Source organism: Parvibaculum sp. (assembly GCF_035325945.1).
Classification (GTDB): Bacteria; Pseudomonadota; Alphaproteobacteria; order Parvibaculales; family Parvibaculaceae; genus Parvibaculum.
Genome location: NZ_DAOKYX010000016.1, coordinates 22,923 through 46,724 on the forward strand (window position 1 = coordinate 22,923; position 23,802 = coordinate 46,724).

The following is a 23,802-nucleotide window of genomic DNA, read 5'->3' on the forward strand; positions in this document are numbered from 1 at the left end:
ACGGCCGGGCGGCGAGGGCCGATTTGCCGCCCGTGGCGCGATCGGCTAGAAGAGGCCCGACATTCCCCAGACCGTCGAGAGCGAACCGCCTATGGCATCCTATCAATATGTCTACGTTATGGACCGCCTGTCCAAGACCTATCCGGGCGGCAAGCAGGTTCTGAAAGATATCCGCCTGTCCTTCCTGCCGGGCGTCAAGATCGGCGTCGTCGGCCTCAACGGCGCGGGTAAATCGACGCTGCTGCGGATCATGGCCGGGGTGGACAAGGATTACACCGGCGATGCCTGGGCGGCGGATGGCGCCAGGATCGGCTATCTCGCGCAGGAGCCCGAACTCGACCCGACGAAGGACGTGTTCGGGAACGTGCTCGACGGCGTGAAGGAGAAGCGGGCGCTTCTCGACCGCTACAACGAGATTGCGGTCAACTATTCCGACGAGACCGCCGACGAGATGGCGAAGCTCCAGGACACGATCGACGCGCAGAACCTCTGGGATCTCGACAGCCAGATCGAAATGGCGATGGATGCGCTGCGCTGCCCGGCGGGCGATGCGGATGTGGCGAAGCTTTCGGGCGGTGAAAAGCGCCGCGTTGCGCTTTGCCGCCTGCTGCTCGAGGGGCCCGATCTCCTGCTTCTCGACGAACCGACCAACCATCTCGACGCTGAATCCGTCGCCTGGCTCCAGAACTATCTGAAGGAGTACAAGGGCACGGTCATTCTCGTCACTCACGACCGCTATTTCCTCGACAATGTGACGGGCTGGATCCTCGAACTCGATCGCGGCCAGGGTATCCCCTATGAGGGCAACTATTCCTCATGGCTCGAGCAGAAGCAGAAGCGGCTCGAGCAGGAGGGCAGGCAGGACGAAGCGACGCAGCGCACGCTGGCGCGCGAACTCGAATGGATCAGGCAGAGCCCGAAGGCCCGCCAGGCCAAGAGCAAGGCGCGTATCCGCGCTTATGACGAACTGCTCGCGGAGGCAGGCCGCCAGCAGGAAGGCAAGGCGCAGATCGTCATTCCCGCAGGTCCGCGCCTCGGCGGCGTGGTGGTGGAGGCGGAGAACCTCTCCAAGGCGTTCGGCGACCGTCTGCTCATCGACGACCTCTCCTTCAAGCTCCCGCCCGGCGGCATTGTCGGCGTCATCGGCCCGAACGGCGCCGGCAAGACGACGCTCTTCCGTATGCTGACGGGGCAGGAGAAGCCCGATAACGGTACGCTCAAGGTCGGCGAGACGGTGGTGATGGGCTATGTGGACCAGAGCCGCGACGATCTCGATCCGAACAAGACGGTCTGGGAAGAGATCTCCGGCGGCACGGACATTGTGGAGCTTGGCAAGATCACCATGCCGAGCCGGGCCTATGTCGGCGCCTTCAACTTCAAGGGCAGCGACCAGCAGAAGAAGGTCGGCGTTCTCTCCGGCGGCGAGCGCAACCGCGTGCATCTGGCGAAGATGCTGAAATCGGGCGCCAATCTGCTTCTCCTCGACGAGCCGACCAACGATCTCGACGTCGATACGCTCCGCGCGCTCGAAGACGCGCTCGTGGCTTTCGCGGGCTGCGCCATCGTCATCAGCCACGATCGCTGGTTCCTCGACCGCATCGCGACGCACATCCTCGCCTTCGAGGGTGACAGCCATGTCGAATGGTTCGAGGGCAATTATCAGGACTATGAGGAGGACAAGAAGCGTCGCCTCGGGCCGCAGGCGGAAATCCCGCACCGGATCAAGTACAAGCGCTTCAGCCGCTGAGAAGGCGGACAGGATCGAAGACATAACGGCGCGGGGGTTTCTCCCGCGCCGTTTTCTTTTGCGCCTCGTCTGGCATCAGCGCCGCGGCGCGGCGGTCATGTCGAGAGCGATATAGGCCGTGAGGACGTTCTTGAATTCGCGCGAGAGAGTGCCGAGCGCCGATTGCGGCACGCGCACGACCTCGATCACATAGGCATCGAGCATGATGGTGGCGATCCGTGCCAGCGTCGAGGCCCGGCGCTTCGCAATGCCCATGGCTTCGAGGAGACGGGTCAGTTGCCTTGCTACCTGCGTGTTGATGCGGTCGTCGAGCTTGCGAAGTTCGGGATCGGCCTTGAGCGCGTGCAGGATGACGGCGGTGACGGGCGCTGCGCGATAGGCTTGCGTGAGGTCGTCGATCAGCGTGTCGACGATGCCCGGCCAGGGCTCGCCCCGGTTCGCGCGCTCGATCAGCATGTCGAGATCGCTCTTGCGGTGCCGGACGAAGTGCCCGGTCAGCTCCGCGACGATCGCCCGCTTGTTGGCGAAGTAATGATAGAGCGACGTGACGCTGATGCCCGCTTCCTCGGCGACGCGCGTGGTCGTCAGCGCGTCATAGCCTGCTTCCACCAGGAGCCTGGTGGCGGCTTCGAGGATCCCCTGGACGCGGATGCGGGCGCGCCCCTGGCGCGGCGTCGTTCTCTTCGCAAGCGTTGCGGACATGGATGCGATTCTTGATCGGGCGGCTGGCTTTTGACCGGAATTTGAAAGCTACACAAATTGTTTGACCGCGAACAGGGCACCCACTTAGATTTCTAAAGTTGAATGGTATTCAAAATAAGGCGCGAAGCCTTCACGCCATGACAAAGGGAGACCCCGCGATGAGCGACCGCCTGGCCAATCTGCCCGCGCCACTCGAGGCTGAGGGCGTCTGGAAGAACGTGTTTTCCTATCACCCGATGGATGTGGAACTGGCGCGAGCGGAGGGGGTTCATCTCTTCGACACCAAGGGCAATCGCTATATCGACGCGTCGGGTGGGCCGATGGCTGTCAATCTGGGGCACAACGATCCCCGCATGCGCGCCGCCGTCGAGGCGCAGATGCGCGACTTCGCCTATGTGCATCCGGTGCTCGCCAACCGTCCGCGCGCGGCGCTCTGCAATGCCATTGCGGAGGTCGCGCCCGAGGGGCTCAATGCGACCTATCTCGTCTCCGGCGGTTCGGAGGCAGTGGAAACCGCCGTCAAGATCGCGCGGCAATATTGGGTCGGTGCGGGCAAGCCCGAGAAGCACAAGGTCATTGCCTGTTACGAATCCTATCATGGCATGACGCTCGGCACGATGGCGCTGTCGGGAAATGCGGCGACGATGCGGCCCTTCGACCCGATGCTTCAGAAATGGCCGCATGTCCGTCAGTATTCGGACCATCTGAAGCCCGCCCATCTCGACCGGGACGAGTGGGCGGTCGAATGCGCGCGCGATCTCGAGCGGCTCATCCATTGCGAGGGCGCGCATTCGGTCGCGGCCTTCATCGTGACGCCGCATGGCTGCGGCTCCGAATATGGCGTCGTAGCGCCCGCCCGCTATTGGGAGGAGGTGCGCCGCATCTGCGACGAATACGAGGTTCTGCTGATCGCGGATGAAGTCGTGACCGGCTTTGGCCGGACGGGCGAATGGTTCGGCATGCAGCATTTCGGCGTCGCGCCGGACATCATGACCATGGCCAAGGGCATCTCCTCCTGCTTCCTGCCGCTCGGCGCCGTCACGGTGAGCGACGCGATCAACGAGGTCTTCCGCGCCGGCACACCCTTCATTCACGGCTTCACAAATGGCGGCAATGCGCTTTCCTGCGCGGCGGGGCTGCAGGTCATCGACATCATCAAGGAAGACGGGCTCATCGCCCATTGCCGCGAGATGGGGGAGCGGCTCTTTGCCCAGAAGGAGCGCCTGCTTGCGCATCCGACGGTTGCCGATGCGCGCGGCTGGGGGCTCTTCATGGTTCTCGAAATGGTCGAGAGCAAGGCCAGCCGTGAATATTTCGCGCCCGAGAAGCAGGCGGAACAGTTGTTCCAGAGCCTCGCGCTCAAGAACGGGCTTGTCTTCTATTCCACTCTTTACGGTGCGCGCCGGCGTCCGCTCTTTCGCCGCGGTCTGCCGCTCTGGGTGTCGCCGCCGCTCACCATTTCGGCGAGCGAGATCGACGAACTCGTCGACCGGCTCGACCGCACGCTCGGCGAATGGGAGCGGATGCTGGGCGTCGCTGGCGTGTAAAACGCCGGAGCTCCAAAATGCGAACGCCCCCGGATTTTGTCCGGGGGCGTTTTCAATTCGATGGGAGGCGTCTCAGGGGGCGGTGCTTGCCGAGCCGGTCGCCGGGAGCTTGCCCGCATCGGCATCCGCGATCTGGTGGCGCAGGTGGTCGAGCAGGGCGTTGAAGTCGCCATTGTGATTGTTGATCACCGAGGTGAAGGCGGAGCGCTGCTCCTGAGCCAGCCACACGCCGACGACATTGACGTCGAAGATCTTGTAGCCATTGTCCTTCTTCAGGAGCCACCAGGTGACTTCAACGGGCTGACGGCCATTCGTGAAATTGATCCGGCTCTGGACGATGGCCTGGTTCGTGCCCTTGGGCTGCGAGCCGGTCACCTGCAGCTTCTCGTCATGATAGTCGGAGAGGCGCGTCACATAGACCTTCACGACGAAATTGTCGAAGAGCTTGAGATATTCGTCGCGCTGATCGGGCGTGGGCACACGGAGGAACTGTCCGAGGCAGAAGGCGGCGATCTTCTGCATGTCCGCATTCTCGGTCAGGAGCTTGTTGAAGGCGGCTTCGCGCGCCGTCTTGTCCAGGCTCTTGTCGCTGATGATCTGGATCGCCTTTGCGGAGATGTCCGAAACCCATGCCTCGGCGGCGGGATCGGCATTCGCGGCCCTTGCGGGTGTGCCTGACATCGCGATTGCGCCGAGAAGGGCGAGCGCGAGCGCGAGTGGTGCGAGGGCGGGACGCATGGACTTGAGCGAAATCATTGCCTGTCTCCTTCAGACGAACACGTCGAAGCGGCCGATCATGGCTTCGGAGGGCACCGAAACTGTCGCTCCTACTTCTCGGGAGCGACAGTCTGGGGTTCGTTTGTGTCGAAATTCAGATTGTCGATATCCGGCAGATTTTGCGTATTCGTCTTGCCGTTCGCAATCTCGTTGGCGCGGGTCTGTCGATAGAGGCTGCGCACGGTCGCGTAGTAATCGACGGATGTCCGCTCGATCTGATCCAGCGTCGCGAGGTTCCGCGAGCGCACGTCGATGCCGTTCACGACGAAGCGCGTGACGGGAACCGTGTACGGACCACCCCAGTAGATATAGGTGAGCGGATCGAAGAACAGTTCATCGACGGCGAAGCCGGCGAGATCGCGGGGCGGCGAGGGGCCTAGCACCGGCAGGAAGAGATAGGGGCCTTCAGGCGTATCCCAGGTCGCGAGCGTCTGGCCGAAATCTTCCCTGTGCTGCGGATAGCCCCAGCCGGTTGCCGGGTCGAAGAGGCCGAGAACGCCGACCGTCGTATTGATGCCGAAGCGCGAGGCCGTGGTGCCGGCGCGCGACCACTCGCCCTGCAGCGCGTCGTTGGCGAGGACGGTGGGAGCGGCCAGATTGTCGAGGAAATGCCGGATGCTGTTGCGCGCCGGGTCGGGAACGACGCCCTGATACCATGTCGCGACGGGCTTCAGCAGAATGATGTCGAAGAAGCGGTTGAGCTCGAAGAAATAGCGGTTCAGCGGCTCGACCGGATCGTTTGCCTCTTCATAGGCCTGAACGGCCGCCTTGTTCGACGGATCGGGGCGTGTGGCGCAGGCCGCAAGCGTGATCATGAGCGCGATGCAGGCCGCGCGTGCCGCGAAATTCGCTGTCCTGGCCAGTAAGTCCATCGTTCCCCACACCCAGCGCCGCCATGACCGTGAACCGGTCGGGACCAAGGCGCCCGCCTCGCAATACAAGGCTCCGATCGGGAATTCCCGTCGGAGCCCCAGTTTCTGCCATGAGCGCCGCGTCCAGAATTCGTCAACTTGCTTAATACGCGGTAAATGCCGCCAGAATGTGGCGCATTCCCTGCCGTCAATCCAGCGGGCTCAAGCGACAAGTTGGTATCACAGCCCCCAGCCGTTAACCAGCGGAGCGGGCGCCCCTCTTATGCCGATGTGGCTCAGGTGTTGCCCGATTGCTGCAGCGAAATGGCTAGAATCCACTTGAATTTGAACATAAAGATATGTTTATGTTTGATCAGAGCGGAAATCTGGTGAGTAGGCATGGATGAGCTGTTGACAGGGCTGAGAGCGGCGGGCGAGCCAACGCGCCTCAGGCTGCTTGCCATCCTGATGAAGAGCGAACTCACCGTAACCGAACTCACCCAGATCCTCCGCCAGAGCCAGCCCCGGGTCAGCCGCCATCTGAAGCTCATGTGCGAGGCTGGGTTGCTCGACCGCTTTCGTGAGGGAAGCTGGGTTTTCTACAGGCGTGCCCAGTCGGGCGCTGGAGCGCGGCTCGCCGCATTGCTGACCGGCCTCATCCCGGCGGGCGATCCCACCACCGCGCGCGATCTGGAGCGGCTGGAGGCCGTGCGCGCCGCCCGCGCGGAACGCGCCGCCGAATTCTTCCGGGCCAACGCCGAGCAATGGCGCCGCATCCGCTCGCTCTATGTGCCGGAGGCGAAGGTTGAGGAGGCGCTGCTCGATCTCGGCGCGCGCGAGCGGATCGGAACGCTCGTCGATCTCGGGACCGGCACGGGGCGCATTCTCGAACTCGTCGGCGCGCGGGCGGAAACGGCGATCGGCATCGACCTGAGCCCGGAAATGCTCGCCTTCGCCCGCGCCTATCTCGAACAGTCGGGCGTCGAGAGCTGCTCGGTCCGGCAGGGCGATCTCTACGATCTGCCGCTTCAGGACGAGATGGCCGATCTCGTCACGCTGCACCAGGTGCTGCATTATCTGGACGATCCGGCGGCGGCGGTCGGCGAGGCCGCTCGCGTCCTCAAGACCGGCGGGCGGCTTCTCATTGCCGATTTCGCGCCGCATGACCTCGACTTTCTCCGGGAAGAGCAGGCGCATCGCCGCCTCGGCTTCTCGGAAGAGGAAGTCAGGAGCTGGCTCGATCAGGCCGGGCTTGAACTCAGGGAGCTTCGCCGTCTGCCGCCCGAGGGCGGGGACGAGGCGAAGCTGACAGTTGTGATCTATGCCGCCGATAAGCCGCGCGCCGCGCTTGCACATGCGGCAGGCCGCGCGGAGCGTGGAAGCGAACTCGAGGGAGTCGAAGGATGAGCGGAGAGCCCATGAACAAGGCGCAGGCGACGCGCGTCTCCTTCGAATTCTTTCCGCCGAAGACGCCGGAAATGGAAGAGACGTTGTGGCGTTCGATCCGGCGGCTCGAGTCGCTCCGGCCGGAATTCGTTTCAGTCACCTATGGCGCGGGCGGATCGACGCGCGAGCGCACGCACGCCACGGTCAAGCGGATCGTGCAGGAAACGGCGCTCACGCCGGCCGCGCATCTCACCTGTGTCGGCGCGAGCCGCGAGGAAGTGAACGAGGTCATCCGCAGCTATTGGGACGCGGGCGTGCGCCACATCGTGGCGCTGCGCGGCGACATGCCGGAACTCGGCGCGCCCTATCATCCGCATCCGCAGGGCTACCAGTCGACGCCTGAACTGATCGATGGCATCAGGAAAATCGCCGATTTCGAGGTCAGCGTCAGCGCCTATCCGGAAGGCCATCCCGAATCCGCCTCCATCGACGCCGATATCGAACTCCTGAAGAGAAAGGTGGCCGCCGGCGCCACGCGCGCCATCACGCAATTCGCTTTCGACACGGAATGCCATGCCCGCTTTCTGGAACGCGTGCGACGCGCGGGCATTACCGTGCCGATCGTGCCGGGCATCATGCCGACGACGAATTTCAAGGGCACCAGGCGGATGGCCGAGCGCTGCGGGGCGAGCATCCCAAAATGGCTCGCCGACTATTACATCGGGCTCGACGACGACCTCGAAACGCGCAAGCTGATCGCGGCCTATGTCGCGGCCGAGCAGGTGAGCCGCCTGCGCGCTTACGGCTTCGACCGCATTCATTTCTATACGCTCAATCAGGCCGATCTCACTTTCGCCATCTGCCACGTGATCGGGCTTCGGCCCGAGCATGCGCCAGTTCTCGCGCAGTGAGAGAAAGGATCATCATGACCAGAGACGAACGCATCGCGAAGCTCAAGGAACTCGTCAAGGAGCGCGTGCTCGTGCTCGACGGCGCCATGGGTACGATGATCCAGGGCTACAAGCTCACCGAGGCCGATTTTCGCGGCGAGCGGTTCAAGGATCATCCGGTCGATCTGAAGGGCGACAACGAACTGATCTCGCTGACGAGGCCCGACATCCTGCGCGACATCCATCTTGCCTATTACCGGGCGGGCGCGGATTTCGCCGAGACGAACACGTTCAGCGCCACCGTGATCGCGCAGGCCGACTACAAGCTCGAGGCCGTCGCCTATGAGATGAACGTCGAGAGCGCGCGGATCGCGCGTGAGGCCGCCGACATCGCGGAGAGCGAGACACCGGGCCGCGTCTGCTTCGTCGCGGGCGTGCTCGGGCCGACGAACCGCACCGCGTCGATCTCGCCCAAGGTCAACGATCCGGGCTTTCGCAACGTGACCTTCGACGAACTGCGCGAGGCTTACAAAAGCGCCACGCGCGGCCTCATCGAAGGCGGGGCGGACACGATCCTTGTCGAGACGGTCTTCGATACGCTGAACGCCAAGGCGGCTCTTTTCGCCATCGACGAGGTTTACGAAGAACTCGGGGTCGAGCTGCCGGTCATGATCTCGGGCACGATCACGGATATGTCGGGCCGGCTTCTTTCGGGCCAGACGCCGGAGGCGTTCTGGAACTCGGTGCAGCATGCGAAGCCGTTTTCGATCGGCCTCAACTGCGCGCTCGGCGCCAAGGAGATGCGCCAGCACATCGACACGCTGTCGCGCATCGCCAATACCAATGTCAGCGCGCACCCGAATGCGGGCCTTCCGAACGAGATGGGTGAATATGACGAGAGCCCGGAGCATATGGCGCGGCTCGTCGGCGAGTTTGCCGCGTCGGGGCTTGTCAATGTCGTTGGCGGATGCTGCGGCACGACGCCCGCGCACATCAAGGCAATAGCCGAGACCGTCAAGGACAGGACGCCGCGCCCGCTTCCCCAAATCGAGCCGCGTCTGCGCCTCTCGGGTCTCGAAGCCTTCACCGCCCCGTGAGGCGGCCGGCCGAACATCAGCATGCGCTCAAGACGACGTCAGGCGCAGGAAGAAAAGTAAAATGACAAATGCCTCCGCGAATTTCATCAATGTCGGCGAACGGACGAACGTCACGGGCTCGGCGCGCTTCCGAAAACTGATCGTCGAGGGCAACTTCGACGAAGCACTGTCAGTGGCGCGCCAGCAGGTCGAGAACGGCGCGCAGGTGCTCGACATCAACATGGACGAGGGCATGCTCGACAGCAAGCAGGCCATGGTGACGTTTCTCAATCTCCTCGCCGCCGAGCCTGACATCGCCCGCGTGCCGATCATGATCGACTCCTCCAAATGGGAGATCATCGAAGCCGGACTCAAATGCGTGCAGGGCAAGGCGATCGTGAATTCGATCAGCCTCAAGGAAGGCGAGGCGCAGTTCCTCGAACATGCGCGAAAGATCCGCCGCTACGGCGCGGCCACCGTCGTGATGGCCTTCGACGAGGAAGGCCAGGCGGATACGGCGGCGCGCAAATTCGCCATCTGCGAGCGGTCTTACAATCTGCTCGTCGAGAAGGTGGGATTTCCGCCGGAAGACATCATCTTCGATCCGAATATCTTTGCCGTCGCCACCGGCATCGAGGAGCACAACAATTACGGCGTCGAGTTCATCGAGGCGACGAAGCGCATCCGGCAATGCCTGCCTTACGCGCATGTCTCGGGCGGCGTCTCCAACGTCTCGTTCTCGTTCCGCGGCAATGAGCGCGTGCGCGAGGCGATGCATTCCGTGTTCCTTTATCATGCCATTCAGGCAGGCATGGACATGGGCATCGTCAATGCGGGGCAGCTTGCCATCTATGACGAGATCGAGCCGGAACTTCGCGAATGCGTGGAGGATGTGATCCTCAATCGCCGGCCGGACGCGACGGAGCGGCTGCTCGAGATTGCCGAGCGCTACAAGGGCGATGCGGGCAAGAAGAAGGAGGAGGATCTTTCCTGGCGCGAACTGCCCGTGAAGGAGCGGCTCACCCATGCGCTCGTGAAGGGTATCAACGCCTTCATCGAGGAGGATACCGAAGCCGCGCGCAAGGAGGCGGCGCGGCCGCTCGATGTCATCGAGGGTCCGCTGATGGACGGCATGAACGTCGTCGGCGATCTCTTCGGCGCCGGCAAGATGTTCCTGCCGCAGGTCGTGAAGTCCGCGCGTGTGATGAAGCAGGCGGTCGCCTATCTGCTCCCCTTCATGGAGGAGGAGAAGAAGCGGACGGGCGCGGCGCAAAAGGAAGCCGCGGCCAGGATTCTCATGGCGACGGTCAAGGGCGACGTCCACGATATCGGCAAGAACATCGTGAGCGTCGTGCTCCAGTGCAACAATTTCGAGGTGATCGATCTCGGCGTCATGGTTCCGGCGCAGACGATCCTCGAGACGGCGCGCAAGGAAAAGGTCGATGTGATCGGGCTCTCGGGCCTCATCACGCCGAGCCTCGACGAGATGTGCCATGTCGCGGCGGAGATGGAGCGCGAAGGTTTCGACATTCCGCTTCTCATCGGCGGGGCGACGACGAGCCGCATCCATACCGCCGTCAAGGTTCATCCCAACTACAAGCGCGGTCAGGCGATCTATGTCACCGATGCGAGCCGGGCGGTCGGCGTCGTCTCGAGCCTCGTATCGGAAACGGCGAAGGACAAGTACATCGCCGATACGCGCGATGAATATGCGAAGCTCGCTGCCGCTCACGCCAATGCCCGCAACGCCAAGGATCGCCAGACACTCGTCGCCGCGCGCGAGAACCGGACGAAGATCGACTGGACGAATTACAAGCCGACGCGGCCGAGCTTCCTCGGCACGAAGGTCTTTACGGACTATCCGCTCGAGAATCTCGTTCCCTATATCGACTGGACGCCCTTCTTCGCGACCTGGGAGCTTGCGGGGCAATATCCGCAGATCCTGAAGGACGACAAGATGGGCGAGGCGGCGCGCACGCTCTATGCCGATGCGCGCGAGATGCTCCAGCAGATGATCGAGGAAAAGTGGCTCAGGGCCTCGGCGGTCATCGGCTTCTGGCCGGCCAATGAGATCGGCGGCGACGATATCGAGCTTTACACCGACGACAGCCGCAAGGAGCGCCTCACCGTGCTTCATACGCTGCGCCAGCAGATGATGCGGCGGAACTCCGACCGCCCGAACATGGCCATCGCCGATTTCATCGCGCCGAAGGAAACCGGCATCGCCGATTACATCGGCGGGTTCGCGGTCACAGCCGGGCATGGTGAAGACGAAGTGGCGAGCCGCTTCCAGAGCGCCAACGACGATTACAAGGCGATCCTGTCGAAGGCTCTTGCCGACCGTCTGGCGGAGGCCTTTGCCGAGCACATGCATGAGCGGGTGCGGCGCGAATTCTGGGGCTATGCGAAGGATGAGCGGCTCTCGAACGAGGAGCTGATCGCCGAGAAATATCAGGGCATCCGGCCCGCGCCCGGCTATCCGGCGCAGCCCGACCACACGGAAAAGCGCACGCTCTTCGATCTGCTCGACGCGGAGAAGGAAGCTGGCATCAAGCTCACCGAGAGCTTTGCCATGTGGCCGGGAGCGGCTGTCAGCGGGCTATATATAAGCCATCCACAGTCGGAATATTTCGGTGTCGGCCGGATCGAGCGCGATCAGGTGAAGGATTATGCCGCACGCAAGGGCATGACCCTTGCCGAATGCGAACGCTGGCTTGCCCCGATCCTCAACTACACGCCGGGATCGGAGGAGGAAGCGGCCTGAGCCATCCGATCGGCGTCAGAAGACGCCGATCGTGATCGCGCCGACAAAGATGAATGCGAGACAGGTGGCCAGGTAACCAACTTTTGCGGACAAGGTCATAGCAGTGGCCTCCCGAAGTGGTTGCCGCCGGGCTGTGCCCGACCGTTCACGGCGAAAAGTTTCGCAAGGCTGATGTTCCGCGCAAGCGGAATCGCGGGCGCGGTAGGCGGGCCACATTGTGGCCTTGTTGCAAGAGCCGGGAAGGGCGGAATTCGGCCATCCGGGGCGTGGCTGTGCTCTGGAGGCCATGTGCCGTTTCGCGCCACAAGGCTGGCTCAGACGGCCGCCGACTCGAAAGAGTTACATTTCACGTGGACGGCTCGCCAAATCCCCCGCCGCCCGGCGTCCTTATGACGATGGTGTCGCCCGCGTCGAGTTCCACCTGATCGGAGCCCGCGAGCGTTTCGATGCGTCCGTCCGCGCGGCGAATGAGATTTTCTCCGCAGGCCGCCGCTTCGCCGCCATCGAGGCCGAAGGGCGGAACGATGCGATGCGTCGAAAGGATCGAGGCCGTCATCTTTTCGCGGAAGCGGATGGCGCGCACCGCACCGTCGCCGCCCCTGTGCCGGCCTTTGCCGCCGGAGCCCCGCCGGATCGAAAATTCCTCGAGGATGACGGGAAAGCGCCATTCGAGCACTTCGGGATCGGTGAGGCGTGAATTCGTCATATGCGTGTGGACGGCATCCGCGCCGTCGAAGTCCATGCCCGCGCCTGCGCCGCCGCAGATCGTTTCGTAATATTGGTAACGCGCATTGCCGAAGGTGAGGTTGTTCATCGTGCCCTGCGCGGATGCCATGACGCCGAAGGCGCCGAATAGCGCGTCCGTCACAGCCTGGCTCGTCTCCACATTGCCGCCGACGACCGCCGCGGGATAGCGGGGCGCGAGCATCGAGCCCTCGGGAATGACGATCTCGAGCGGCTTGAGGCAGCCTTCATTGAGCGGAATGTCGTCGTCCACCATGCAGCGAAAGACATAAAGCACGGCAGCCCGCGCCACGGCGGAGGGCGCGTTGAGATTGGTGGCGAGCGTCGGGCTCGTGCCGGTGAAGTCGATCTTCGCCGAGCGCGTTCCGGCATCGACCGTCACGGAAACCTTTATGAGCGAGCCGTCATCCATCTTCTGCTCGAAGGTCGCATCCGTCAGCCGGCCGATCACGCGGCGGACGCTTTCCTCGGCATTGTCCTGCACGTGCCGCATATAGGCTTCGACCACGCCGAGGCCGAATTGCGCCACCATGCGACGTAGTTCCTGCGCGCCTTTCTCGCAGGCCGCGATCTGGGCGCGGAGATCGGCGATGTTCTGGTCCGGGTTGCGGGCGGGCCAGCGCCCTGAAGCGAGCTGGGCGCGCATCTCCGTTTCGCGGAAGCGGCCGCGCTCGACGAGCCGGAAGTTGTCGATGAGGACGCCTTCTTCCTCGACGCTGCGCGAATGGGCCGGCATGGAGCCCGGCGAGATGCCGCCAATGTCGGCATGATGGCCCCGCGCCGCGACATAGAACAGCCGCTCGCCGCCCGTCTCGTCATAGACAGGTGCCACGACAGTGACATCGGGCAGATGCGTGCCGCCATTATAGGGCGCGTTGAGCACGAAGACGTCGCCGGGGCCCATGTCCGGGTTCTGCTCGATCACGGCGCGCACGCTGGCGCCCATGGAGCCAAGATGCACGGGCATGTGCGGCGCATTGGCGACGAGCCCGCCCTCGCGGTCGAAAACAGCGCAGGAGAAATCGAGGCGTTCCTTGATGTTGACGGAATAGGCGGTCTTTTCGAGCGTGAAGCCCATCTGCTCGGCGATGGACATGAAGAGATTGTTGAAAATCTCGAGCATGACCGGGTCTGCATCGGTGCCGATGGCGTGGGCGCGCGTCTTCTTTTCGCGGCGCGTCAGGACGATGTGATCGAGGGGCGTCACATCGGCGCGCCAACCGGGTTCGATGATGATGGTCTGGTGCGGTTCGATGATGATGGACGGGCCTTCCAGGGCGTCGCCCGCCGCCAGCGCTTCGCGCAGATAGACTGGCGCCTCGTGCCACCTGCCTTCGCTGAAGAAGCGGACCTGCCGCGCGGGGCGCGCCTCGCCCTCGCCGCGCGGGGTTCGCCGCGCTTCCGATGCTTCAGCATCGCGGCCGACCGCCTCCACCGAAACGGCTTCGATGACGATGGGCTTTTCCGTAGCGATGAAGCCGAAGCGCTTGCGATGCGCGCTCTCGAAGCGCGCACGGAGTGCATCGAGCGAACCATGTTCGATGATGAGCGCCGTATCGGTGCCGGCATAGCGAAGATGAAGGCGGGGCACGATGGCGATCTGCGCTGCCGCGACGCCTTGTCCGGCGACTTCTGCCGCCGTCTCCTGCCCGAGTTCGCGGATGGTTGCAGCGAGCGCGGCAAGGCTTTCTTCTGCCAGCGCTTCCTCGACGGCGCGCTGGCGGCTTGCGCGAATGTCGGCGAGCCCCATGCCATAGGCTGAGAGCACGCCCGAGAGCGGATGAAAAAAGACCTTCGTCATGCCGAGCGCGTCGGCGACGAGGCAGGCATGCTGGCCGCCAGCGCCGCCATAGCAGGCGAGGGCATAGGCGCTGACATCGTGGCCCCGCTGCACGGAGATCTTCTTGATCGCCTGCGCCATGTTCTCGACGGCGATGCGGATATAGCCGTCGGCCGTTTCCTCCGGGCTGCGGCCGATCTCGCGGGCGAGCGCCGTGAACTTCCCGCGCACGATTTCGGCATCGAGCGGCAGATCGCCGCCAGGGCCGAAAATCTGCGGGAAGAAATCGGGGAGGAGCTTCCCCACCATGACATTCGCATCGGTCACGGTGAGGGGGCCGCCATGCCGGTAGGCGGCGGGGCCGGGTTCGGCGCCCGCGGAATCGGGGCCGACGCGAAGCCGCGCGCCGTCATAATGGAGGATGGAGCCGCCGCCTGCCGCGACGGTGTGGATCTGCATCATGGGCGCGCGCATGCGCACGCCCGCCACCTCTGTCTCGAAGCTGCGCTCGAACTCGCCGTCATAGTGGCACACATCGGTCGAAGTGCCGCCCATGTCGAAGCCGATGATGCGCTCGAAGCCGGCGAGGCGGCTCGTCTCGACCGCGCCCACCACGCCGCCGGCGGGCCCGGAAAGGATGGCATCCTTGCCCTCAAAGAGGCTCGCGTCGGTGAGCCCGCCCGAAGACTGCATGAAAAAGAGGCGCCTGCGCGCTTCCGTGCCCAGCGCCGCCGCCACGCGATCGACATAGCGCCGAAGGATCGGCGAGAGATAGGCATCGACGACGGTGGTGTCGCCGCGCGAGACGAACTTCATCAGCGGGCTTACATGATGGCTCGCCGAGACTTGGCTGAAACCGACCTCACGCGCCATCCGCGCGGCGGCCTGTTCATGTTCGGGATGGCGATAGCCATGCATGAAGCAGATGGCGACAGCGCGAAAACCGGCGGCATAGGCATCCTTGAGGATGCGGCACGTCCCTTCCTCGTCGAGGGGCGTCAGCACCTCTCCCTCGGCGGTCACGCGCTCGTCGACCTCCGCCACGCGCTCGAAAAGCATGGAGGGCTTTTCGATCCTGAGCCTGAAAAGGTGCGGCCGGTTCTGATAGCCGATGCGAAGCGCATCCGCGAAACCGCGCGTCGTCAGGAAGAGCGTGCGCTCGCCTTTCCGTTCGAGCAGCGCATTGGTGGCGACCGTCGTGCCCATCTTGACGGCGCCGATCCGCGCCTGTGGCAGAGGTTCGGTGGCGGGCACGCCCAGAATGTCGCGAATGCCCTGAAGCGCCGCGTCCTCGTAGCGGTCGGGATTTTCCGAGAGGAGCTTGCGGGCGATGAGGTGTCCGTCCGGTGCGCGGGCGACAATGTCCGTGAACGTCCCGCCTCGATCGATCCAGAAGTCCCAACGGCTTGTCATGATGGAAACTCTGCTGCGTGTCGTTGCGGAATGGGCGGGACGGCGCGCGGATATCGACACGCTTCAGGCGATTAGACCCATCGCGGGAGCAAAATCAACCCATGCGGGGCGCAGCGGCTTGGCAGCCCTTGCATGACGGTTGCGTGACGTCTGCGTCATGAAGCGCCTTCACAAAGCCCCATGCAGATTTGCGAAGTGCGGGGCTGGCTGAATCGTCTTACTCTTGACCAATGTCAATCTGGGGAAAAATAGCAGGCGCAGGTGTCGGTCTTGCCGTGGGCGGGCCGCTCGGCGCGCTTGTCGGGGCGGTCGCCGGCCACCTCGTGATCGACCGCGCGCTCGAAGACAATGACGTCGTGTTCACCATCGCGCTGATCGCGCTTTCGGCCAAGATGGCAAGGGCGGACGGACAGGTGACGGATGCCGAGATCCGCGCCTTCGAGGAGGTGCTGAAGGTACCCGAATCCGAACGGGCGAACGTCAAGCGGCTCTACCGGATTGCCCAGCAGGACGTTGCGGGTTTCGAGAGCTATGCGGCGCAAGTGGCGCGGATCTATCGCGGCAAGCCCGCCGTGCTCGAGGACGTGCTCGACGCGCTGTTCCATATCGCCATGGCCGACAAGGTCATCCATCCGGCCGAGGTCGAGTACCTGCGGACGGTTGCCGATATTTTCGGCTTTTCGGAAGTGGAGTTCGCGCGCATCCGGGCGAGCCATCTCGGCACGCCCCGGCTCGATCCCTATCTCGTGCTCGGCATCACGCCCGACATTTCCAACGACGACCTGAAAAAAGCCTACCGGCGGCTCGTGCGGGAGAACCATCCCGATACGCTCATCGCGCGCGGCGTGCCGGAGGAACTGGTGCAGATCGCCAATGACAAGCTCGCGGCCATCAATGTCGCCTATCAGAAAATCCTGAAGGCGAGGGGGCTCGACAGCGCCACCTGAGGGGCGCTTTCCGGCCTGTGGCCAAGGGGCCGGGCGACGCCTGAAAATGAAAGTCGGGCGCTTTTCGATGTTGCCGCTGGCGGCGCCTGCGGGGCTGCGCTAACAAGGGCGGGCGCCCCGCCGTTCCGCACCGTCAGCCCGTCCGACATGACCCCCCAGCACCTCGCGTTCATGATGCTCATCAACCTCATCTGGGGGTTCGCGCTGGTCGCGGCCAAGGTGAGTCTCGAGCATTTTCCGCCGATGATGTTCACGGCGCTGCGCTTCACGCTCATCGTCATGGTGCTCTTTCCGTTCCTGCGCCTCCATGAGGGGCGCATGAAGGAGGTGCTCATCATCGCCCTTTGCGCTGGCCCGATAGGGTTCGGCTTCTTCTTCGCCGGGGTCGCGCTCTCAAATCCATCCGTCGTCGCCATTGTCGGCCAGCTCGGCGTGCCCTTTTCGACCATCATGTCGGTGATCTTTCTGAAGGAGAAGGTTTACTGGCGGCGCTGGTCCGGCATCGGCCTCTCATTCGCCGGGGTCATGGTCATCAGCTTCGACCCGACGGTCTTCCATTTCATCTGGGGCCTTGTCTTCATCGTCGCCTCCTCGCTCGTGGGGTCGGTCGGCACGATCTATCAACGCCAGATCAAGCGCGTGGGCGTCTTCGAGCTACAGGCCTGGATCGCGGTGGTGGCCGCGCCGGTCATGCTGGTCGGCTCGCTTCTTTTCGAGCGCGACCAGATCGAACTCATAACATCCGCGACCATGCTGCAATGGTCCGGGGTCTTCTATGTCGCCTTCGCCTCGAGCCTCGTCGGCCATGCCGGCATCTACTATCTGCTGCAGCGCTATGAGGTGTCGCAGACGGCGCCATTGACCTTGCTTTCGCCCATTTTCACGATCATTTTCAGCGTGGCGCTGCTTGGCGACGTGCTGACGACGCGCATGATTGTCGGCACGCTGATCGCGCTGACAGGCGTGCTCATCGTGTCCCTGCGGCAGAAACAGATCGTCCGGACGGACCCCTGAATGACCATTGTCACCCAAGAAAGGCTGTCGCCCAATTTCAACGACCGGCCCGAGCCCGTCCGTATCGACATGCTCGTGCTCCATTACACGGGCATGGCCTCCACGGCGGATGCCGTCGATCTCCTTTGCAGCCCCGAGGCGAAGGTTTCGGCTCATTATGTGGTCGATGAGGACGGGCAGGTGCTCCGCCTCGTGCCCGAGGAGAAGCGCGCCTGGCATGCCGGGGTTTCGAGCTGGGCAGGGGTGAGCGATATCAACGGCCATTCGATCGGGATCGAGATCGGCAATGGCGGGCATGATTTCGGCACGCCGCCCTTTCCGGAAGCGCAGATGAAGGCGGTCGAGACGCTCTGCCGCGAGATACTGGCGCGCCATCCGATCCCGCCGCGCCATGTGCTCGGCCATTCGGACATCGCGCCGGAGCGCAAGTCCGATCCCGGCGAGCGCTTCGACTGGGCGCGGCTCGCGCGGGCGGGCGTCGGGGTCTGGGTCGAGCCGTTTCCGATTGTCGAAGGGCCCTCGCTCATGCCCGGCGATCGCGGCGACACGGTCGCGGAATTGCAGTTCCGGCTCGCGACCTATGGCTATGGCGTCGAGGTGCTTGGTGTCTATGACGCGAAGACCGAGGCAGTCGTGCGCGCCTTCCAGCGTCATTTCCGCCCGGAGCGGGTGGATGGGGTGGCTGATCTTTCGACCGTCGCCACCCTTCACCGTCTTCTCGAAGCAGTCTGATCCTCAGGGGATCAGCAGCACGCGGCCGACAGCCTTTCGGCTCTCGATATATTCATGCGCGGCGGCTGCCTCCCTGAGCGGGAAGCTCCGGTCGAGCACGACCTTGAGGCTGCCCGCCGCCACATCGTCGATGAGGCGCTGAATATTGGCGCGCACCCGCTCGGTGCCGATCTCCGCGCCGAGAAAGACGCCGGACATCGACTGGTTGCCGCCCATCATGGTCTGCACATCGACCGTCATGGGCTCGCGGCCCGCGCGGCCCACGAAGGACACGCGCCCGCGATAGGCAAGCGAGAGGATCGACTTCTGGAGCGTCGAGCCGCCGACCGGATCGACGACGAGATTGACGCCCTTGTTGTCGGTCAGGCGCCTGACCTCGGCGACGAGATCCTGGGTGCGGTAGTTGATGCCGTGGTCGAGCCCGAGTTCCTTGAGCCGGGCGAGGCGCTCGTCGCTCGACGCGGTGGCGATCACCCTCGCGCCCGCGCGCTTGGCGAGCTGGATCGCCGCAAGCCCGACAGCGCCCGCGCCCGCCTGCACGAGCACGGTTTCGCCCGCCTTGAGGCGCCCGAACTCGAAGAGGCAGTCATCGGCCGTGCCGAAGGGAACGGGGATCGCCGCCGCTTCCCTGATATCGAGATTGTCCGGCACCGGCCAGGCGGTGAGCGCCGGCACGGCGCGATATTCCGCATGGCTTCCATAGGCGTTGACGGTCGTCACCCTCTGGCCGGGTTTGAGGTTCTTCACCTCGGCGCCGACCTCGACGATGGTTCCGGCCGCCTGATAGCCGACGATGTGCGGCTTCGAGGCGAGCGCGCCGCCAGCCCGGTTGAGCGTGTCTCCGCCCTCGATGCTTACGGCCTCTACCTTGATGAGAACCTCGTGCGGCCCGCATTCCGGGTCGGGCACATCCTCATATCTGAAGACGCTGGGCGGTCCGTTTTCATAATAGACGGCGGCCTTCATCGGTATTTCCCCTGTTCATGTTCTGTCGGATGACTATAGGCGCAATGTCGGCGCTCGATTGACCGGCTGCAAGCCCCTCGCGCCGCTTGCCTTCGCCCGGAAAGGCCCCTATCTCCAAAGGGTCAGATGGCCGGATGGCCGCTGTCCGCAAGGGCAGAGGAAAGTCCGGGCTCCACGGAAGCACGGTGCCGGCTAACGGCCGGCGGGGGCGACCCCAGGGAAAGTGCCACAGAGAACAGACCGCCTGAAGCGGGCTTCGGCCCTCAGGTAAGGGTGAAACGGTGCGGTAAGAGCGCACCGCGCTGCCGGTAACGGGAGCGGCACGGCAAACCCCACCGGGAGCAAGACCAAATAGGGGCGGCAGGTCCCGGCTTCGGCCGGGCGGGCCTGTTTCCGGGTTGCCGCCCGGGTTGGTTGCACGAGGCGTCCGGCAACGGGCGTCCCAGATGAATGGTCATCGCCCGCAAGGGTACAGAACCCGGCTTACAGGCCATCTGACATTGCTTTCCCGCATTGCCGCCTGCCCCCGTCCTGCCACGGGCCCGACCTTGTGGCGCCAAACTTCCCTGCGAGGGTTCGAGCCTTCCCCCATCCCGGCCGATTTTGCGGTTCGATGTTTTACTTTTGTTCTCAAATATTCACGTTGTTGAATCCTGCTTCGAGACAGCCAGATACCGCGGAAAACCGCGAAATTACTAGGCTTTCCCGTTGACGCCCATACTTTCCCATGTTATCCCATGATGTCCCGGATGGTAGCCAAGCCGACCCGGCTGGCACTCGCCGCTCGGGCGGGGAGATTGGGCAAACCCGAGGGGACCGGGTGGCCCGAAAGAGGGAATGAGTACGGCCTATGGAGTCGTTCCGGGGACGCTTCACCAACAAGATCGATGCGAAGGGCCGCGTCTCGGTGCCGGCGAAATTTCGCGCGATCACGGTCGCCCAGGGGTTCGGCGGCATCGTCTGCTTTCCTTCGATCCAGGGCGCCTTTGTCGAGGGCTGCGGCCCGGCCTTCTCCGCCGTGATCGACGAGATGCTCGACCGGCTCGATCCCTTTTCGCGTGAGCGCGACCTGCTTGCCTCCGTGCTTCTTGGCGACAGCGCCGAGCTGAGCTTCGACAGCGACGGCCGCATCGTCCTGCCGGAGGATCTGCGCGCCCATGCGAACATCACCGACGAGGCGACGTTCGTCGGCATGGGCCGGAAGTTCCAGATCTGGGAGCCGCGTGCCTATGAGGCCTTCCGCGCCGAGGCGCTGGAGCAGGCGCGGGCGCATGGCGATCTCCTGCGCTCGCCGCTGGCGCTCGGTCCGGGCGGAGGCGCGCGATGAACGCCCAGGCCCCCCATATCCCCGTCATGCTCGCCGATGTGCTCGCCGTGTTGCAGCCGAAGGATGGCGGCGTCTATGTCGACGGCACGTTCGGCGCGGGCGGCTATACGAGCGCCATTCTCGGCAGCGCCGATTGTGCGGTGCTTGCGATCGACCGCGATCCGAACGCCATTCTGCGCGGGCGCGAGCTTCAGTCGAAATTCGGGGAGCGGCTTACCCTGGTCGAAGGCTGCTTCGGCGACATGGCGCGGCTCGTCCGCGAGCTTGGCCATGCGACGGTCGATGGCGTCGTGCTCGATATCGGTGTCTCCTCGATGCAGATCGACGAGGCGGAACGCGGTTTCTCGTTTCAGAAGGACGGTCCGCTCGACATGCGGATGAGCGGGGCGGGGCTTTCCGCCGCCGATGTCGTCAACACGTTCGACGAGCACGATCTTGCGCGCATCATCGCCGTCTATGGCGAGGAGAAGCGCGCCCGCGCCGTTGCGCGCGCCATCGTGGCGGCGCGGGAGACGGCGCATTTCGAGCGCACGCTCGCGCTTGCCGACACGGTCGCCCGCGTCGTGGGCCGCCGCCCGCAGGATCGCATCCATCCCGCCACGCGGACCTTTCAGGCGCTGCGCATCTTCGTCAATGACGAGCTGGGCGAGCTTGCGCGCGGCCTTTCCGGCGCGGAAGAGATGCTGCATGAAGGCGGGCGCCTCGCCGTCGTCACCTTTCATTCGCTCGAAGACCGCATCGTGAAGCGGTTTCTCACCGCGCGCACGGGGCGCGCGGCGCGGGCGAGCCGTTACATGCCCGAGCGGAGCGAGGTCGCGCCGTCCTTCCGCGAGATCGCGCACAAGGCGCTGAAGGCATCGGAAGCCGAGGCCGAGGAGAACCCCCGCGCGCGCTCCGCGAAGCTGCGCGCGGCGGAGCGCACATCCGCGCCCGCGCTGCCGCTCGATCTTGCCGCGCTCGGCATGGCGCGCATGCCCGCCCTCATGGAGGGCCGTGCATGATCCGTACCTTCAACATCGTTCTCATCATCGTAGGCATCGCGCTCGCGGCCGGCCTTTACGACATCAAATATCGCGCCGAGGCGGCGCAGAAGCGCGCCCAGCGGCTCGAGCGCGATATTGCAAGCGAGCAGGAGGGCATTCGCGTGCTGCGCGCGGAGTGGAGTTATCTGAACCAGCCCGAGCGGCTCCAGCAGCTTGCGCAGCGCTACACGTCGCTCGAAGCGCTCAAGGCATCGCAGATCGGTTCCTTCAGCGACGTTCCGGTGCCGCACAAGACCGATGACTTCTATGTGCCGAGCCGCAAGGCGCTGGGCGGCTATGCCGGCTCGCTGCCGCAGGATATCGGCGCGGCGGAAAGGACGGTCAGATGATCGGCCGCCGCAACCAGTCCGCCACTCGCGGCCGCGTCGTGCTTGCCGGCTATGACGCGGTTTCGCGCGCGCGCCAGCCGCGCGGCGTCGGGCAGGAGGGCGTGCGCTCGCCGTCCGAGCGGCGCATCTTCCTCGCGCTCGCCGTTTTCGCGGCCTGCTTCTCGCTCGTCGGCGCGCGTCTCATCGAGCTTGCGATCGTCGGCGGCGACCGGGGCGCACGCGTCGCCGCGGCGGATGTGGTCGACCCTATCCATCGTCCCGACATTGTGGATCGCAACGGCGAGATTATGGCGACGGATATCGTCACAGCCTCGCTCTTTGCCGACGGGCGTGCGATCGTCGATCCGCAGGACACGGCGCGCCAGCTTGCAACCGTGCTCCCCGATCTCAATCCGGAGGCAGTGGCCGCGAAGCTCGAAACGGGCCGCGCCTTCATCTGGCTGAAGCGCGATCTGACGCCGAAGCAGCAATATGCCGTGCACTATCTCGGGCTTCCCGGGCTCGGCTTCCGCCGCGAGCAGCGGCGCGTCTATCCCAACGGGCACAACGCATCGCATGTGCTCGGCACCGTCGATCTCGACAATCGCGGCACGTCGGGCATCGAGCGCTATATCGACAAGGTCGATTTGCTTGGCAAGGGCGGGAGCGGCGGCGAGCGTTCCGCGCCGATCGCGCTTTCGATCGACATGCGGGCGCAGTTCGCGCTGCGCAACGAGCTTGAGAGCGCGCTCGCCGAATTCAAGGCCAAGGCCGCCGTCGGCATCATCATGGATGTCTATACGGGCGAAGTGGTGGCGCTTTCCTCGCTGCCCGACTTCGATCCCAACGACCCGATGCTGGTGACGGATGAGGCGCGCTTCAACCGGGCGACGCTCGGCGTCTATGAACTCGGCTCGGTCTTCAAGGCTGTCACGCTCGCTTCGGCGCTCGATTCCGGCAAGGTGCGGATGACGAGCCGCCTCGATGCGACGCAGCCCATCCGCTACGCGCGTTTCACCATTCACGACTTCCACGCCGAAAACCGTTGGCTCACGCTGCCGGAAGTCTTTATGTATTCCTCCAATATCGGCACGGCGAAGGTCGCGCTCGAGCTTGGCACGGAAGCCTATCGCGAATATCTGCGCCGCTTCGGCCTTCTCTCGCGGCCGCAGATCGAGCTGCCGGAAGCGGGCGATCCTTTGCTGCCGCCGCGCTGGAGCGAATTGTCTACGATCACGGTTTCCTACGGCCAGGGTATCGCCGTGACGCCGATTCAGGTCGTGGCGGCGCTTGCGAGCATCGTGAACGGCGGCACCAGGGTCACGCCGACCTTCATGCGCCAGACGAACCCGCAGGCCGGCCCGCGGCTCATCTCGTCGGAAACGAGCAGGGACATGCAGGCGCTGCTTCGTCTCGTCGTTACCGACGGCACCGGCAAGAAGGCGGATGTGCCGGGCTATCCGGTGATGGGCAAGACCGGCACGGCGGAAAAGGCGGTTGCCGGCGGTTATGCGAGGCACAGGCTGATCTCGTCGTTCCTGAGCGCGTTTCCGGCGAACAATCCGCGTTACGCGATGCTGATCATGTTCGACGAGCCGCAGGGATCGAAAGCGACATATGGCTATGCGACAGCCGGCTGGAACGCGGCGCCGGTGACGGCACGTGTCGTCAAGCGCGTTGCGCCGCTTCTCGGGCTGCCGCCGATGGTGACACCGCAACCCAACGACATGATCCACGAAGCGAAGCTCGTGTCATACGAGCCGGGGAATGGAAATGCAGGCGATTAGG

Annotated in this window: 16 protein-coding genes, 1 other RNA gene and 1 pseudogene; 13 read left to right on the forward strand and 5 right to left on the reverse strand. The window is 64.3% G+C overall.

The window, feature by feature from the left end; all coding sequences use genetic code 11:
• Positions 1-91 precede the first annotated feature (91 nt).
• A complete protein-coding gene (ettA, locus tag PKA57_RS09415) occupies positions 92-1,747 on the forward strand; it encodes an energy-dependent translational throttle protein EttA (protein WP_324299869.1) in 1,656 nt (551 codons plus the stop codon).
• A gap of 75 nt (positions 1,748-1,822) precedes the next feature.
• On the opposite strand, the gene PKA57_RS09420 is transcribed toward ettA, so the two are convergent.
• Positions 1,823-2,449, reverse strand: a complete 627-nt coding sequence (locus PKA57_RS09420; protein ID WP_324299871.1) for a TetR/AcrR family transcriptional regulator — start codon at positions 2,447-2,449, stop codon at positions 1,823-1,825.
• A gap of 158 nt (positions 2,450-2,607) precedes the next feature.
• On the opposite strand from PKA57_RS09420, the gene PKA57_RS09425 reads away from it, so the two are divergent.
• A complete protein-coding gene (locus tag PKA57_RS09425; protein WP_324299873.1) occupies positions 2,608-3,996 on the forward strand; it encodes an aminotransferase class III-fold pyridoxal phosphate-dependent enzyme in 1,389 nt (462 codons plus the stop codon).
• 72 nt (positions 3,997-4,068) lie between these two features.
• On the opposite strand, the gene PKA57_RS09430 is transcribed toward PKA57_RS09425, so the two are convergent.
• Both PKA57_RS09430 and PKA57_RS09435 read right to left on the reverse strand, forming a co-directional pair.
• Positions 4,069-4,752 carry an ABC transporter substrate-binding protein gene (locus tag PKA57_RS09430; RefSeq protein ID WP_324299875.1) on the reverse strand — a complete coding sequence of 228 codons (684 nt, stop codon included), beginning with the start codon at positions 4,750-4,752 and terminating at the stop codon, positions 4,069-4,071.
• 71 nt (positions 4,753-4,823) lie between these two features.
• On the reverse strand, positions 4,824-5,645 hold the full coding sequence (locus PKA57_RS09435) for a VacJ family lipoprotein (protein ID WP_324299877.1): 822 nt from the start codon (positions 5,643-5,645) through the stop codon (positions 4,824-4,826).
• Between the two features lie 390 nt (positions 5,646-6,035).
• Between PKA57_RS09435 and PKA57_RS09440 the strand changes: the two genes are divergently transcribed.
• From PKA57_RS09440 to metH, 3 genes and pseudogenes are all read left to right on the forward strand, one after another.
• Entirely contained in the window at positions 6,036-7,031 is a 996-nt protein-coding gene (locus PKA57_RS09440; protein ID WP_324299879.1) for a metalloregulator ArsR/SmtB family transcription factor, read from the forward strand.
• On the forward strand, positions 7,028-7,921 hold the full coding sequence (gene metF, locus PKA57_RS09445) for a methylenetetrahydrofolate reductase [NAD(P)H] (RefSeq protein WP_324299881.1): 894 nt from the start codon (positions 7,028-7,030) through the stop codon (positions 7,919-7,921). Before PKA57_RS09440 ends, metF begins: the two co-directional genes overlap by 4 nt.
• Before the next feature lie 14 nt (positions 7,922-7,935).
• Positions 7,936-11,740 (forward strand): annotated as a pseudogene (metH, locus tag PKA57_RS09450) (methionine synthase).
• Between the two features lie 346 nt (positions 11,741-12,086).
• Here the strand turns inward: metH and PKA57_RS09455 are convergent.
• On the reverse strand, positions 12,087-15,677 hold the full coding sequence (locus PKA57_RS09455) for a hydantoinase B/oxoprolinase family protein (RefSeq protein WP_324299883.1): 3,591 nt from the start codon (positions 15,675-15,677) through the stop codon (positions 12,087-12,089).
• Positions 15,678-15,907: 230 nt separating this feature from the next.
• On the opposite strand from PKA57_RS09455, the gene PKA57_RS09460 reads away from it, so the two are divergent.
• The 3 genes from PKA57_RS09460 (at position 15,908) to PKA57_RS09470 (ending at position 18,370) form a co-directional block, all read left to right on the forward strand.
• A complete protein-coding gene (locus PKA57_RS09460) occupies positions 15,908-16,624 on the forward strand; it encodes a TerB family tellurite resistance protein (RefSeq protein ID WP_324299885.1) in 717 nt (238 codons plus the stop codon).
• A gap of 147 nt (positions 16,625-16,771) precedes the next feature.
• On the forward strand, positions 16,772-17,638 hold the full coding sequence (locus PKA57_RS09465) for a DMT family transporter (RefSeq protein WP_324299887.1): 867 nt from the start codon (positions 16,772-16,774) through the stop codon (positions 17,636-17,638).
• Positions 17,639-18,370, forward strand: coding sequence for an N-acetylmuramoyl-L-alanine amidase (locus tag PKA57_RS09470; protein WP_324299889.1), 732 nt, complete (start codon positions 17,639-17,641; stop codon positions 18,368-18,370).
• Positions 18,371-18,373: 3 nt separating this feature from the next.
• Here PKA57_RS09470 and PKA57_RS09475 read toward each other — a convergent pair whose 3' ends face one another.
• Positions 18,374-19,336, reverse strand: coding sequence for a zinc-binding alcohol dehydrogenase family protein (locus tag PKA57_RS09475; protein WP_324299891.1), 963 nt, complete (start codon positions 19,334-19,336; stop codon positions 18,374-18,376).
• Between the two features lie 122 nt (positions 19,337-19,458).
• Between PKA57_RS09475 and rnpB the strand changes: the two genes are divergently transcribed.
• From rnpB to PKA57_RS09500, 5 genes are all read left to right on the forward strand, one after another.
• Positions 19,459-19,838: RNase P RNA component class A (gene rnpB, locus PKA57_RS09480), an RNA gene on the forward strand.
• A 348-nt stretch (positions 19,839-20,186) separates the two neighbouring features.
• Positions 20,187-20,663 carry a division/cell wall cluster transcriptional repressor MraZ gene (locus tag PKA57_RS09485; protein ID WP_324299893.1) on the forward strand — a complete coding sequence of 159 codons (477 nt, stop codon included), beginning with the start codon at positions 20,187-20,189 and terminating at the stop codon, positions 20,661-20,663.
• Positions 20,660-21,664: a 16S rRNA (cytosine(1402)-N(4))-methyltransferase RsmH gene (gene rsmH / locus PKA57_RS09490; RefSeq protein ID WP_324299895.1), complete on the forward strand. Its 1,005-nt coding sequence runs from the start codon at positions 20,660-20,662 to the stop codon at positions 21,662-21,664. Before PKA57_RS09485 ends, rsmH begins: the two co-directional genes overlap by 4 nt.
• Positions 21,661-22,035, forward strand: a complete 375-nt coding sequence (locus PKA57_RS09495) for a hypothetical protein (RefSeq protein WP_324299897.1) — start codon at positions 21,661-21,663, stop codon at positions 22,033-22,035. The genes rsmH and PKA57_RS09495 overlap by 4 nt, the downstream gene beginning before the upstream one ends.
• Entirely contained in the window at positions 22,032-23,801 is a 1,770-nt protein-coding gene (locus PKA57_RS09500) for a penicillin-binding protein 2 (protein WP_324299899.1), read from the forward strand. The genes PKA57_RS09495 and PKA57_RS09500 overlap by 4 nt, the downstream gene beginning before the upstream one ends.
• The last annotated feature ends 1 nt before the right edge of the window (position 23,802 follow it).

Coding starts and splice junctions, on each gene's coding strand:
- PKA57_RS09425 (WP_324299873.1), top strand. CDS start 2,608: ATGAGCGACCGCCTGGCCAATCTGCCCGCGCCACTCGAGGCTGAGGGC.
- PKA57_RS09420 (WP_324299871.1), bottom strand. CDS start 2,449: ATGTCCGCAACGCTTGCGAAGAGAACGACGCCGCGCCAGGGGCGCGCC.
- PKA57_RS09435 (WP_324299877.1), bottom strand. CDS start 5,645: ATGGACTTACTGGCCAGGACAGCGAATTTCGCGGCACGCGCGGCCTGC.
- PKA57_RS09500 (WP_324299899.1), top strand. CDS start 22,032: ATGATCGGCCGCCGCAACCAGTCCGCCACTCGCGGCCGCGTCGTGCTT.
- rsmH (WP_324299895.1), top strand. CDS start 20,660: ATGAACGCCCAGGCCCCCCATATCCCCGTCATGCTCGCCGATGTGCTC.
- PKA57_RS09485 (WP_324299893.1), top strand. CDS start 20,187: ATGGAGTCGTTCCGGGGACGCTTCACCAACAAGATCGATGCGAAGGGC.
- PKA57_RS09470 (WP_324299889.1), top strand. CDS start 17,639: ATGACCATTGTCACCCAAGAAAGGCTGTCGCCCAATTTCAACGACCGG.
- PKA57_RS09475 (WP_324299891.1), bottom strand. CDS start 19,336: ATGAAGGCCGCCGTCTATTATGAAAACGGACCGCCCAGCGTCTTCAGA.
- PKA57_RS09430 (WP_324299875.1), bottom strand. CDS start 4,752: ATGATTTCGCTCAAGTCCATGCGTCCCGCCCTCGCACCACTCGCGCTC.
- PKA57_RS09495 (WP_324299897.1), top strand. CDS start 21,661: ATGATCCGTACCTTCAACATCGTTCTCATCATCGTAGGCATCGCGCTC.
- PKA57_RS09460 (WP_324299885.1), top strand. CDS start 15,908: ATGTCAATCTGGGGAAAAATAGCAGGCGCAGGTGTCGGTCTTGCCGTG.
- PKA57_RS09465 (WP_324299887.1), top strand. CDS start 16,772: ATGACCCCCCAGCACCTCGCGTTCATGATGCTCATCAACCTCATCTGG.
- PKA57_RS09455 (WP_324299883.1), bottom strand. CDS start 15,677: ATGACAAGCCGTTGGGACTTCTGGATCGATCGAGGCGGGACGTTCACG.
- metF (WP_324299881.1), top strand. CDS start 7,028: ATGAGCGGAGAGCCCATGAACAAGGCGCAGGCGACGCGCGTCTCCTTC.
- ettA (WP_324299869.1), top strand. CDS start 92: ATGGCATCCTATCAATATGTCTACGTTATGGACCGCCTGTCCAAGACC.